At 49.8% G+C, this 13,212-nt stretch carries 7 protein-coding genes; 5 read left to right on the top strand and 2 right to left on the bottom strand.

From position 1 onward, the window contains the following. The first annotated feature begins 427 nt into the window (after positions 1-427). Genes NE619_RS03360 through NE619_RS03350 form a run of 3 tightly spaced genes read left to right on the top strand, consistent with a single transcriptional unit; the run spans position 428 to position 7,360 of the window. Positions 428-3,025 (top strand): EAL domain-containing protein, encoded by a 2,598-nt coding sequence (locus tag NE619_RS03360; protein WP_256130948.1) that lies wholly within the window; start codon positions 428-430, stop codon positions 3,023-3,025. Continuing rightward, positions 3,004-6,618 carry a response regulator gene (locus NE619_RS03355; protein WP_330640658.1) on the top strand — a complete coding sequence of 1,205 codons (3,615 nt, stop codon included), beginning with the start codon at positions 3,004-3,006 and terminating at the stop codon, positions 6,616-6,618. Before NE619_RS03360 ends, NE619_RS03355 begins: the two co-directional genes overlap by 22 nt. Before the next feature lie 58 nt (positions 6,619-6,676). Next, a complete protein-coding gene (locus NE619_RS03350) occupies positions 6,677-7,360 on the top strand; it encodes a DUF2461 domain-containing protein (protein WP_256130947.1) in 684 nt (227 codons plus the stop codon). Positions 7,361-7,469: 109 nt separating this feature from the next. On the opposite strand, the gene gltX is transcribed toward NE619_RS03350, so the two are convergent. Continuing rightward, on the bottom strand, positions 7,470-9,122 hold the full coding sequence (gltX, locus tag NE619_RS03345; RefSeq protein WP_256130946.1) for a glutamate--tRNA ligase: 1,653 nt from the start codon (positions 9,120-9,122) through the stop codon (positions 7,470-7,472). Positions 9,123-9,268: 146 nt separating this feature from the next. Here gltX and NE619_RS03340 point away from each other — a divergent pair, with 146 nt between their 5' ends. Next, the gene (locus tag NE619_RS03340; protein WP_256130945.1) at positions 9,269-10,213 is read left to right on the top strand and encodes a magnesium transporter CorA family protein; all 945 of its coding nucleotides are present in this window, start codon (positions 9,269-9,271) and stop codon (positions 10,211-10,213) included. Between the two features lie 38 nt (positions 10,214-10,251). On the opposite strand, the gene NE619_RS03335 is transcribed toward NE619_RS03340, so the two are convergent. Continuing rightward, on the bottom strand, positions 10,252-11,145 hold the full coding sequence (locus NE619_RS03335; RefSeq protein WP_256130944.1) for an aldo/keto reductase: 894 nt from the start codon (positions 11,143-11,145) through the stop codon (positions 10,252-10,254). Between the two features lie 206 nt (positions 11,146-11,351). On the opposite strand from NE619_RS03335, the gene NE619_RS03330 reads away from it, so the two are divergent. Next, entirely contained in the window at positions 11,352-13,199 is a 1,848-nt protein-coding gene (locus NE619_RS03330; protein WP_256130943.1) for a helix-turn-helix domain-containing protein, read from the top strand. The last annotated feature ends 13 nt before the right edge of the window (positions 13,200-13,212 follow it).

Below are 13,212 nucleotides of genomic sequence, written 5' to 3'. Positions count from 1 at the left end.
AAGGATAAGTAACATTTTTCCGCTTTGAGCCATAGTCTATATTGAAGTTAAAAATTAGAAAAGTAGGTGAATGAAATGGGTAACAACTGTGGGCTTCTCAATGGAGAAGGTATCGATACTAGCTTATTGTTTTTCTTCTTACTGTTAGTGATTATCTTCTGTAATTGCTATAACTAGTACAGTGCATAACCGGAAAAGGGTCGCAGTTCGATAGCTGCGGCCCTTTTCGCCATTTTACACCGCATTGCGCGGCCAGACAGCGGATTGGCGGACGTCCCAAGTTATATCACGTTGGTTGCGTAATTTAACCGCATAAGGTATAATGAAATAACGTACGTGTTTTTGAAAAAAAGAGAAAAAATCTGCTGTTCCATCAGGCGGATTTTTCTCGGATACCAGTCAATTCAAGCTGAGAGGTTAAATAGAGATGCCGCAAAAACAAATTTTAGTCGTAGAGGATAATGATATAAACAGAGCTATGCTGCGAGAAATCCTGACGCCGCAGTACGTTGTCTTAGAAGCGGAAAACGGAAAAGAAGCTCTAGCCATATTAGCAGATCACGCAGAGGAGATCGCACTGATTCTTTTGGATATTATCATGCCGGTGATGGACGGTTACACGTTCCTTAATCTGGCGAAGGCGGAGCCGGCCATTTCCGCAATCCCCGTGATTGTGACGACTCAGAGCGATAGTGAATCCGACGAAGTTTCAGCGCTGGCCCATGGTGCGTCGGATTATGTTCCGAAACCATATAATCCGCAGGTTATTCTACACAGAGTCGCCAGTATTATTCACTTGCGGGAGACTGCCGCCATGATTAACCAATTTCAGTACGACCAGCTGACAGGACTCTACAGTAAAGAATTTTTTTATCGGCGTGTCAATGAGAGCCTTTTAAAAAACCCGGAGCAGGAATATGATATCATCTGTTCCGACATCGAAAACTTTAAGCTTATCAACGATATATTCGGCGTCCCCGCCGGAGACCGTCTTCTTTGCGGCGTAGCGGATATGTACAGGAAGCTTGTGGGCGAAGACGGTATATGCGGCCGCTTTAACGCGGACCAGTTTGCCTGTCTGGTGGAGCGCAGCAGCGATTACACAGATGAACTGTTTGTTCAAAACGAATCTCAGCTCAACATGCTGTCCAATACAAAGAGCGTTGTGCTGAAATGGGGCGTTTACGCGGTTAAGGACCGGACGATTTCAGTGGAGCAGATGTGCGACCGGGCGTTTCTTGCCTCCAGCAGTATTAAAGGTCAGTACGGAAAACACTTTGCCGTCTATGATGAGACCCTGAGAAACAAGCTGCTCCGTGAGCAGGAGATTACAGACAGTATGGAATGGGCTCTGTCAGAAGAGCAATTTCTCGTCTATCTGCAGCCGAAATACGCGACCGAGGGGGAAGGCCGCCTTGCCGGAGCCGAAGCCCTGGTGCGCTGGAATCATCCTGAATGGGGTTTTCTGTCCCCGGCGGAATTCATACCGCTGTTTGAAAAAAACGGATTTATTACAAAACTGGATCAGTTCGTATGGGAACGGTCCTGCGCCATTCTCCGTCAGTGGATCGATCAGGGGTATCCACGTATTCCCATCTCAGTAAATGTGTCCCGGGCCGATATTTATCAGGCGAATCTCGCAGACGTTTTAGTTGGCTTTATAGAGAAATATCAGCTTTCGCCGTCGCTTCTGCATCTGGAAATCACAGAGAGCGCCTATACGGAAAATCAGGAGCAGATCATTGATACGCTCGATCATCTGCGCGGACTGGGCTTCATCATAGAGATGGATGATTTCGGGACGGGATATTCTTCTCTGAACATGCTCAACGAGATGCCATTGGATATTCTCAAACTGGATATGAAGTTCATTCAGAGCGAGACGGCAAAACCCGCCGAAGAAGGTATTCTGCGCTTTATCATGGGACTTGCCCGCTGGATGGAACTGAGCGTTGTGGCAGAAGGCGTGGAAACAAAAGAACAATGGGAGCGTTTATGCGAGCTGGGCTGTGATTATGTGCAGGGATACTACTTCGCAAAACCTATGCCTGCCAGGGAGTTTGAAAAATTGCTCAAAAGCGAGGAAGAAGCGGCGGCGCAGAGGAAGGCGGACTGCTGCCAGGATAAGGGTCATCGTCCGCAGGTCCTGCTGGTGGCTGACGAGGACGAGCAGTATCGCCGGGAAGTGAGGGAGACATTTGAAAGCAAATACCGCGTTCTGGAAGCAGGAGACGCCGAATCGGCCATTTCCTGCATCGTAAGCCATGAGGATCAGCTGGCGGCAGTAATCCTGAGCCTGACTCTGCATGAACGGGGCGGCTTTTCCGTTTTAGAAATACTGCGCAAGGAGAAAAACGCATGGGACATTTCCGTAATTGCTACGGCCCCTGCGGATGAAGAGCTTGAGGAAAAAGCGCTCGTTACAGGAGCGGATGATTTTGCCTTCAAGCCTCATTCACAGAAGAGCCTGTGGAGGCGGGTTATGAATGTCAGAGGCATCACATCTTTCCGCAAGCAGCGCCAGATGCTGCAGGACGACGCTTACAGAGATTATCTGACTAAGCTTCTCAACCGACGGGGACTGGATGCCGCCGTGGAAGCTCTGCAAAAAGAAGATTTCCCCGCAGCTGTTTACCTGTTTGATTTGGACAACCTGAAACAGATCAACGATTCCTTCGGCCATGCGGAAGGAGACCGCATGCTCAAAGATTTCAGCGAGGTTCTGCATGCCCATACGAGAAGCTCCGATATCATATCCCGCTTCGGAGGAGATGAGTTTGTAGTTATCATGAAAAAGCTGGGATCCGAGGAAACTGCCCTTAAAAAGGGCGAAGAAATATGTAAAGCATTTCAGAATCATTACGTTCAGGAAGGATTTTCGACCGCGTGTTCGGGAGGCGTCACCATCAGCGGCAGTGGAGAAGAAACCCTTCCGGAGATGCTTGGAAGAGCCGATGAGGCTCTGTATGGCGCGAAGTCCAATAACAAAGGAGGATGCTGTCTGTGGAAGGAGCCGAAGATATGAAGCACAACAATTCAGCAGAGGAAATCGTACGGCAATTTTGCAGCAGCTGGTTTGAAAAATGTGATGGCGAAGGCGCAGCCGCGCTGCTTGCGGAATCAATTGCATTTGTAGGGACAGGCAAAGACGAATTCGCTCAGGGGAAAGCGGATATGACGGAATACATCCGTCAGGACATTGAGGAGATGAGGGAACCCTTTAGCTGTACACTCTCTGCCATTCACCATCAGCAGCTGACGGAAAACGTGTACAACCTGTCTATGGATATGGACCTGAAAAATTCGATGTATACCTGGCACCTGCGCGTATTTTTTTCCCTTCTGCGGGAGCAGGACGGGCCGTGGAAAATCTGCAGCTTTCATGCGGCGGAGCCAGGGAGCAGCCAGCGGGGCGGTGAGCACTATCCGCAGACCTTAGTAATGGGAGAAATCGCACGGCAAAGGCAGTCCCTTCTCAACGATTCCCTGCCCGGCGGTATGATGGGTGGTTACATAGAAGAAGGCTTTCCGTTTTATTTCATCAATCAGAAGATGCTGGATTACCTGGGATATGAAAATGAGGAAGAGTTTGTAGCTGATATTGATGGATTGATCAACAACTGTATGCACCCCGATGACCGGAAGATGGTGGATGCCTCGGTGACGGAGCAGCTGGACAGGGGAAATGAATACATCATTGAATATCGAATGAAGAAAAAGGATGGCTCCTATATCTGGGTTCATGATTTGGGGAGACGGACTACAGCCGAGGACGGGCGCCCGGCAATTGCCTCGGTCTGTATCGATATCAACGCGCAAAAGCAGGCACAGGAAGAGGTGCTGCATCTTTACAACAATATTCCCGGCGCTGTTTTTCGATGCCGGTATGATAAGGAACTCTCTATCATTGATGCCAATGATGGTCTTTTTGAGTTCCTTGGATACACACGGGAAGAATTTGCGGCTATGGGAAACCGCATGTCAGAGGTTGTTTTTTCCGATGACGACTTTAAAAATCTGCAGGAAACCTTGGCACGGCAGCTTGAGAGCGGAAACAGCATACAGGTTGAAAACAGACTGCGCTGTAAGAACGGGGATCTCAAATGGGTCTCCGTAAAGGCACAGCTGTTTGTGGAAGAAGACGGTGAACCGTATTTTTACTGCGTTTTTATTGATATTACGGAAGAGAAACAGCTGCATGAGAGGGTCAGAGAGCTATACGAGCAGGAACTGGCCTATTTTGCGGATCTGGCTTCCGAGGAGGGAAGTATTCAGGGAACGCTCAATGTTACCCAGGACAGGCTGGAAACGTATCTTTCCACAGCGGATGTGTCAGTGGCCAGGGTAGGAGATTCTTATTTTGATACGATAGAAAATCTGGTGAATTCCGCAGTGGATCAAGAGTATGGAAGTAAAATCAACAGAGAGCTTGATCGGGAAAAAGTGCTGACCGACTATGCGGCCGGAAAAGTGGACTATCAGTTCGACTATCTGCGGTGGCGCAATGACGGCAGCATTTTCTGGGGAAGCACGAGACTTCGCTCCTGCCTCAATCCGGAGAGCGGGGATGTCATTATGTTCTTCTACACCCTGGATATCACGGAACAGAAGCTTCAGGAACAGCTGTTGAATCGGATCGCTGATCTGGATTACGACAACATCATGGAGATTGATGTGGCTCAGGATTTCTACCGTATTCTCTCCCTGCCAAGAAGCCAAAGGTGCAGGATTCCAAAGCAGGGGAATTTTCAGAAGGAAATTCGGATTGCCGCTGACCGCCTGATGGATGCGGCTTCAAAAGAGGCATATCTGTGCAATCTGGAGTATGCCTATATGGAAGAGCAGCTGGAGCAGAAGGATTTCTATAACTTTGTAGTGGAAATGCACGATGGAGATGGTAAAAATCCAAGGATCAAGCGGTTCCAGGTGTTCTATATAAGTAAAGAATTGAAGCGGGTGTGTGTTGCCCGCACGGATCTTACGGATGTCGTCCGGCAGGAGCAGAGACAGAAAGAGGAGCTGGCCTCGGCGCTTGTGGCCGCAGAGCAGGCCAATGCGGCGAAAACGGATTTCCTCTCCCGTATGAGTCATGAAATACGCACGCCCATGAATGCCATCATCGGCATGAGTACCATTGCGGCTCAGGCCATCGGTGATGATGACCGGGTAGCCGAATGCATCTCCAAGATCGGAATTTCATCCAGATTTCTGCTCTCGCTGATTAACGACATTCTGGATATGAGCCGAATCGAAAGCGGCAAAATGCTGTTGAAAAACGAAGAGATCCCCACGGAGGAATTCCTGGGAGGGGTCAATTCCATATGCTATACGCAGGCTGCGGCCAAAGATGTGGGATATGAATGTATCATCGACCCTGTGCTGAGCGACTGCTATATTGGCGATGCCATGAAGCTGCAGCAGGTACTTATAAACATTTTGAGCAATGCGATCAAGTTTACAGGAGAGGGTGGAACGGTTTCGCTTTCCGTCTCCCAGCGAAAGCGGACAAAGAACGATGCTGTGTTAAGATTCGTCGTTAACGATACGGGCGTCGGCATGAGCGAGGAATTCCTTCCCCATATCTTCGAACCTTTTTCACAGGAATCTACCGGAACAACTGCCGTATACGGCGGTACGGGGCTGGGTCTTGCCATCAGCAAGAACATTGTGGATATGATGGACGGCAGCATTACCGTGCGCTCCATCAAGGGTATCGGCACTGAATTTACCGTAGATGTGAAGCTGGGACTCAAGGATGACGAAAAGCACCGCAATCATCAGAAAAAACACCACCACAATTTTTCTCATCTGAAAACGCTGGTCGTGGATGACGATGTTGCCGTATGTGAGAGCGCAGTGGTTACTTTGCGGGAAATGGGCGTCAAAGCCGAATGGGTGGACAGTGGCCGTAAGGCCATCAATCAAGTCAAGATGCTCTGGGAGTCCGGAAAATATTACGATATGATTTTAATTGACTGGAAGATGCCGGAAATGGATGGAATCGAAACCGCCAGACGAATCCGCGAGATCGTGGGGCCGGAGGTAACGATCATTATCATTACCGCATATGACTGGAGTTCCATTGAGCACGAGGCCAAGCTGGCGGGAGTCAACCTGCTGATGAGCAAACCGATGTTCAAATCCTCTCTGGTCTCCGCTTTTTCAAAAGCAATGGGAGAAAAAGAAGAGCGGGAACATAAAGAAGAACAGTTAGATTACGACTTTACTGGAAAACGGATTCTCCTTGCCGAGGATAATGCCATCAATACGGAAGTGGCGGTAATGCTGCTGGAAAGCAAGGGATTCCTGGTAGAATCCGCAGAGAACGGTCTGCGGGCCATGGAAATGTTCAGTAAATCGGAAGAAGGTTATTACAGCGCGATTCTGATGGATATTCGTATGCCGCTGATGGATGGGCTGGCCGCGACGGTCAATATCCGTCATCTCAGCAACAAGGATGCCGGAAGTGTTCCCATCATTGCCATGACGGCCAATGCTTTCGACGATGATATCGAAAAGAGCAAGGCGGCGGGCATGAACGCTCACCTGGCGAAACCGATCGATCCGCAGAAACTCTACCAAACGCTCTATACTTTTATCTTTGAAGAGGAAGAATAAAAGTTTTTTGTCACACGGCGGGCAGGCGGGCGTCTAATGATATAGGAGGTAGAAATCTATGAATACGGAATCGATTTTAAACTATTTATCGGAGCTCAGCCAAAACAACAACCGCGAATGGTATCATGCCCACAAGGGGGAGCTAAAGGAAGCGAACGCGCAGTTTGAAGAACTGCTGCAGGAATTGATCCTTGAAATTGGAAAGACGGACAGCAGTATCATACACAATGTACCCGGAGACCTGACCTTCAAGCTGGTGAGGGACACGCGTTTTTCCCATGACAAGTCGCCCTATAACCCCGCGTTTCGTGCGCATATCGCTTCAAAGGGAAAGCTTCCGGTGCCTGTCGGCTATTATATTATGATTAAACCCGGAGATCAGTCCTTCCTCGGCGGGGGCCTGTTCGCCGACATGTTTAAAGATGCTACGGCAATGGTCAGGGACTATATTTCCGCGAATCCCAAAGAGTGGGAACAGATCATTTGTGATCCCGATTTCCAAAAGTATTTTACCGTCCAGGGAACGGCGCTGAAGAATGTGCCCAGGGGCTATGACAAGGAGCATCCTCAGGCGGAATTCCTGAAATACAAAAGCTGGTATCTGGAATATGCGGTCAAAGATGAAGACCTGAAGGACCCGCAGGCGTTCCTGACGACTGCGGTGGATATCTTCAAAAGGATGAAGCCTTTCAACGATTATCTTAACAAAGCGCTTGCTGATTTTGAGATGCCTAAAAGATGAAAAAACATGAATAAAAAAGAAGCGCTCTGCCTCCCATACAAATGTGTATGAAGGCAGGCGCTTTTTATATTCGATATCATCTCACCGGCAGTTTTCCCGGTCAGCGGTTTTAGCTTTGAATCTGTGCCTCAATTCTGGCCTTTGTCCGTTCTTCACCTAAAATCTGCTGAATTTCCCAGACGTCCGGGGACTGGCTGCGGCCCATGACCGCGATACGGATCACGGTACTCACATCACCGACATGACCCTTGTACTGGTCAGGATTCTTCTTATAATCCTTTGGACGGCCGGCATAGCCCAGGTCCTCCGCAATGGCCCGGATCTTATCGAACCACTGGCTCTGGTCGTCGCCGTGGTCATAGGTCTGCAGATATCTGCTCAAAATCTCTTTGGCATCCGGAGCAGCGTTTTCCGGATAAGCATCCTCGATTTCAAAATAATCATCGAAGAAATAGCGAATGAATTCGAAGATCTGTTTTCCACAGATCAGGTCCTTTCTGGGCTTCTTACCGTTTCTGCCCAGATCGAGAATTTTTTCAATATATGCTTCGTTTCCCTCAAAGAGCGGCAGAACTTCAGGTTTGAATTCCGCGGCCCATTTCTTCATGAAAGAGCAAAGCTCCGCTGCGGGAATCTTAACCAGAACATCCTTAGAAACGTCATTGAGCTTGTCCAGATCGAAAAGGGCGCCGGAGTTGCTCATCTTTTCCGCCTGGAACGGGAAGTCGGCGGCATCGGCATCCGGGTTGGCCTGACGCCATTCCTCGTAATTGGAATTGAGGATTGTCAGCAGGTATTCCCTTACGGCCTGCGGCATGTAGCCTTCCTGCCTGTAATAGTCCAGAGAAAGCTCCGGGTCTTTTCTCTTGGAAAGCTTGCGTTTGTTGCCGTTGTCCAGCTTCATCAGCTGAGCCGTGTGACAGAACAGCGGCATTTCAAATCCCAGCTTTTCAAAAAGCTCCACGTGGATCGGCAGGGAAGAGATCCATTCTTCACCGCGGATTACATGGGTTGTGCGCATGAGGTGATCGTCAACTGCATGGGCAAAATGGTAAGTCGGAATCCCGGTCGCTTTGAGAATAACCACATCCTGATAGTTTTCCGGCATGGTCAGTACGCCGCGGATGCCGTCCTCCACGGAAATGGACCTGGCCTTCTCCGGGTCCTGATGCCCGTCGGATTTAAGACGGATGACATAGGGCTTTCCGGCTTCGATATTGGCCTGAATTTCCTCCAGGGAAAGATTCCTGCTGGGCGCGTATTCACCGTAAATTCCCGGATTTTCCTTATTTTCTTCCTGTTTTTTGCGGATATCGGCAATCTCTTCTTCGGTGAGGAAGCAGGGATAGGCCTGCCCTTTTTTCAGCAGCTCCTTCACATAGCACTGATAGATTTCCCCCCGCTGGCTCTGATAGTACGGGCCGTAATCGCCGACAGAACCGTCGATTGTCGCACCCTCGTCAAAGTCAATGCCAAAGAAGTCCAGCGATGTGATAATGGTCTCCACCGCTCCTTCCACATAGCGCTTGTCGTCCGTATCTTCGATTCTCAGATAAAAGATGCCGCCGCTCTGATGGGCCAGCCTTTCATCCACAAAAGCACCGTACAGGTTTCCCAGATGAATAAAGCCTGTGGGGCTGGGGCCCAGCCTGGTGACCTTTGCGCCCTCAGGAAGCTGACGGGGCGGAAAGATCTTTTCGTAATCCTCCGGTGTCTTGGTGATCTGCGGAAACAGGAGTTCCGCCAGTTTATCGTAATTCATATGTGTGATCCTCTCTTTTCAAAACTTTGCCCCACTATTATACCCCGCAGAGCGGCTATAATCAAGGCTTTGTTGCCTTCCGCGAATTGACGGGCGCCCCTTTATCGTATAAACTGTAACAAGACGAAAAACGGGAGGTAAGGGCAATGATGAAACTTTATAGAACCGACGGCGGGATTCTGTCTGAGCGGAAAGATTTTGAAGAAGGGATCTGGGTCGATCTGGTGGATCCCACCATGGAAGAGATCCAGCTGATTGCAGGAAAATATGATATTGATACCAATGACATTGTCGCCATTTTGGACGATGAAGAAACCTCCCGAGTCGAACAGGAATCCGGTTATACCTTTATTGTGATCGATATTCCCAGTCAGGAAACGCGCCATGGGAGGGATGCCTACACGACGATCCCTCTGGGTATTTTTCTGACGGAAACGGCCATCATCACCGTCTGTTCCGAGGCCAGCGACATCTTCTCCATCTTTGGGAAGAAAAGCATGCGCTCGCTCAGCACCAAGAAGCAGATGCGTTTTGTATATCAGGTGCTGTATTCCGTAGCTGTGGAATATCAAAGGCTCCTGCGCTATATCGACAAGACCAGAAAGGAGATCGAGACCCGTGCCATCAACAACATTGCTGAGGACACGGACCTGATCGATCTCCATGAGCTGGAATCCAATCTGGTCTACTTTACTGCGTCTTTAAAATCCAATATGCTGGTCATCGACCGTCTTGTGCGCTATGAGCGGATCAAAAAATATTCGGAGGATAAAGAGCTGCTGGACGATGTGGTAATTGAGATCAAGCAGGCGGCGGAAATGACTGATATTTACATCAGTATCATCCACGGGTCCAGAGAATTGATCGCCTCTGTGCTCAACGACAAGCTGAACCGGGTCATGAAGCTGCTGACCTCCGTGACGCTGATTATGGGTATTCCCACCATCGTTTCCGGACTCTATGGAATGAACGTGGATGAGAAGTGGATGCCCCTTTCCCATATACAATACGGTTTTGGTATGATCTGCGGCGGGATCGCCGTCATCTGTGTGCTGGTGATTCTGATTATGAAAAAGCGGAAACTGCTGTAACTTCGCAGAATCCGCCGGACTGAGCGGTCTCTGCCGCATCAGTATTTTTCCATGGGTATTTTTTGTCTGGGCGCGGGAAAGGATTGCTCCAGCTGTTCCAGGTCCTCATCGGTGAGGACGATGCGGGAGGCAGCCGCGTTTTCTTCAATATGGGCAGGCGCCGTGGCCTTGGGAATCGCCGCCATGTCTTCAAGACGCAGGACAAAGGCAAGCAGCAGCTGAACAACGGAGATCCCATGTCTTTCAGCGACTTCCAAAACGTTTTTGTCGCTCATGAGCATGGCCTTGGAAACGCCGTCCTGGGTTGTGAGGGCGCCGGCCTGTCCTACCGGACTGTAGGCCATGAAGGGCACGCCCTTTTCCCGCTGCCAGGCGAGCAGATCATATTCAATGCCCCTGGTCCCCAGGTTGTACAGGATCTGATTGACGCAGCAATTCTTTCCGTCCGGCACCCTCCAGAGATCCTCCATGTCGTCCACATCAAAATTGGAAACTCCCCAGCGCCGGATTTTTCCCTGCTGCCGGAGATCCTCCATGCAGTAGGCCACCTCCGCCAAATCGGCGTTTTCCCGCCAGTGCAGCAGATAAAGGTCCAGATAGTCGGTTTCCATCAGCTTCAGCGAGCGGGCGAGACTGCTGTAGATATGCGCCCGGCAGGCATTGTCCGGGTAGACCTTGCTCACCAGATAAAGATCCTTTCTTGAAAAGGGACGAATTGCGTTTCCTACTATATTTTCCGCCTTTCCGTCAGCGTACATTTCCGCCGTGTCGATGAGGTTCATGCCGATTTCAATTCCAAATTTCAGGCCTTCTACCTCCTGATGAAAATTTGCGTCGTTTTCCCCCATTTTCCAGGTACCCTGACCCAGCCTGGGCATTTCCGAACCGTCGGGAAGAGCGATGGTCTGCCTCAATACAGGTGTTGTATTCATTTCTGTTCCTCCAATGTAAAAGCTATGCTTCCATTGTAAGCCGCCGACGGTCAGGCGGCAACTATTGGGTTGCTATAAATATAAACCGGATTGCTGAGAAAAAGCCTTTGGACCTCGTGTAATGAGCGGTGTGATGTAGTATAATAGACCCATCTTCTGTAGAGCGTTTTGCGCGCATTGAAAAGAATTGCCAGAGAGGAACGGAGATGTTAGCAGAAAAAATTGCCTATGCGGACGATTTTCCCATCAATATTAAAATTGTCAATATAACGGAATACCCCCTTCACTTTCATCAGGATGTGGAATTGGTTTACGTGCTGAAAGGCGAGCTCGAGCTGAAAAACGGAAGCTGCGTGTACAGGATGCCGGAAGGCAGCGTTTTCGCCAGCAACGGCCACGAGGTCCACAGCATGTACAGGACGAAAGGGGACAACATCACGGCTATTATCCAGATCAGCAATGCTTTTTTCTCCCAATATTTTCCTCGCCTTTCCAGAAGCTGTTACCGAACCTACAATCCGGACCGCACGGACCCGAATCTGGATTATCTGCGGAAGGTGCTTCTGCTGATTCTGCTCAACTATTTGAAGAAAAGCCTGCATTACAAGCAGGAATGTATCGACCTGACGATTGAACTGATCGACTGCCTTGACCGGCATTTCAATCTTTTTGCCTTCAACGGCGAAACCATCGTCAATTCGGGAAGCGATGATCCCGTGCAGGTGGAAAGGGTCAGCCGGATCATCGAATATATTTACGCGGAGCACGCAAGAAAGATAACCCTGGATGACCTGGCGGATATGGAGCATTTGAGCACCTACTATCTGTCCCACCTGATTAAGGATAACATTGGCATGAGCTTTCGGGACTTTCTCTGCTTTGCCAGGGTGGAGCTTTCGGAAATTCCGCTTTTGGATATGCGCAGGAAGATCCATACTGTGGCCAGGGAGGTGGGATTTTCCACTGCCGCATATTATGAAAAGTTTTTCCTGAGGTGGTTTGGAAGAACGCCGGAGCAGCATCGGGAGCTATACGGAGCACGGGTCAAATCGGCGATCTATCCGGAAAAAATGGAGCGGGTTAACGACAGCAGCAGTATTTCCATCGTCAGAAGGACACTTTCCTTTATTGACTCGCAGATTACCGGTCAGGAGAGCGTCAGCAACCTCAAGTTGGATCTGATTGTGGATGCCGCAAAACGTGAGATTAAGGTTCTGCGTCCGTTTTTCAGAGTGATCGTTACCCCGGAAGACTATCGGATGCTGGGGCCGCGATTGTTTTTCCTGCTCAGGGAGCTGGGGGAGCCCCAGGTTCTTTTGGAAACAGGGGGCGATGACGGGACTCCAAAGCAGGAGCTGGAAAAACAGCTGCGTGCTAGAGGCTTCGAGGTAACGGTTCAGGCCGCTTCCGGCCTTGCTGCCGCACAGGCATACGGGCTGGACACGGTGGCTTGTGTGCCGCTGCTTTTATATAAAGGAATTCTGGGGAACGAGCCGATTCACATACGGCTGCGGGATCCCGGAGAAGGAGATGAGCTGCGGCTGCGGGGAGAGGCGGGGATTCTCACTTCCTGCGGAATTCCCAAGCCGTCATATTACGGGTATACGGCTCTGGCGAAAATGCAGGGCGACCTGTTGACCTGGGGCAAGCATTACGCGGTCGTCAGGCTGGACGGACAAAGGCAGATCTTTATGATTACCGCCTATAACTACGATACGGCTACCAATCAGCTGTGCAGCCGGTCAGCCACCCTTCATGAGGCGGAAGATATCGTCTATAAATTCAACAATGAAATTGATCTGAATGTGACATTGAGCCGCCTGAAGGGTCGATTTGCGGTGACAAAATATGAGCTGACCAGTCAGAACAGCGCTTTTGACCTCATGAACAAACTGGGCTACCCGGAGGTTTTTTCCCCGGCCGTGGATCTGGGAATTGCCGCTTACTGCGCACCTAAGGTAGACGTTTTTACAGAGAACGTGGAGGAAAGCCTGATGGTCAACTTCTCGCTGCGGGAGGTGGGCGCGGAGTTTGCCGTTATTCAGGAAATATAGATTTTGAAAGATT

This window comes from Anaerovorax odorimutans (genome assembly GCF_024459955.1).
Classification (GTDB): domain Bacteria; phylum Bacillota; class Clostridia; order Peptostreptococcales; family Anaerovoracaceae; genus Hominibacterium; species Hominibacterium odorimutans_A.
This window is presented reverse-complemented; position numbering and strand designations above follow the sequence as displayed.

What these genes read in the sequence shown, in the direction of transcription:
- NE619_RS03340 (WP_256130945.1), top strand. Translation starts at nt 9,269, where the DNA reads ATGATGAAACTTTATAGAACCGACGGCGGGATTCTGTCTGAGCGGAAA.
- NE619_RS03350 (WP_256130947.1), top strand. Translation starts at nt 6,677, where the DNA reads ATGAATACGGAATCGATTTTAAACTATTTATCGGAGCTCAGCCAAAAC.
- NE619_RS03330 (WP_256130943.1), top strand. Translation starts at nt 11,352, where the DNA reads ATGTTAGCAGAAAAAATTGCCTATGCGGACGATTTTCCCATCAATATT.
- NE619_RS03360 (WP_256130948.1), top strand. Translation starts at nt 428, where the DNA reads ATGCCGCAAAAACAAATTTTAGTCGTAGAGGATAATGATATAAACAGA.
- gltX (WP_256130946.1), bottom strand. Translation starts at nt 9,122, where the DNA reads ATGAATTACGATAAACTGGCGGAACTCCTGTTTCCGCAGATCACCAAG.
- NE619_RS03335 (WP_256130944.1), bottom strand. Translation starts at nt 11,145, where the DNA reads ATGAATACAACACCTGTATTGAGGCAGACCATCGCTCTTCCCGACGGT.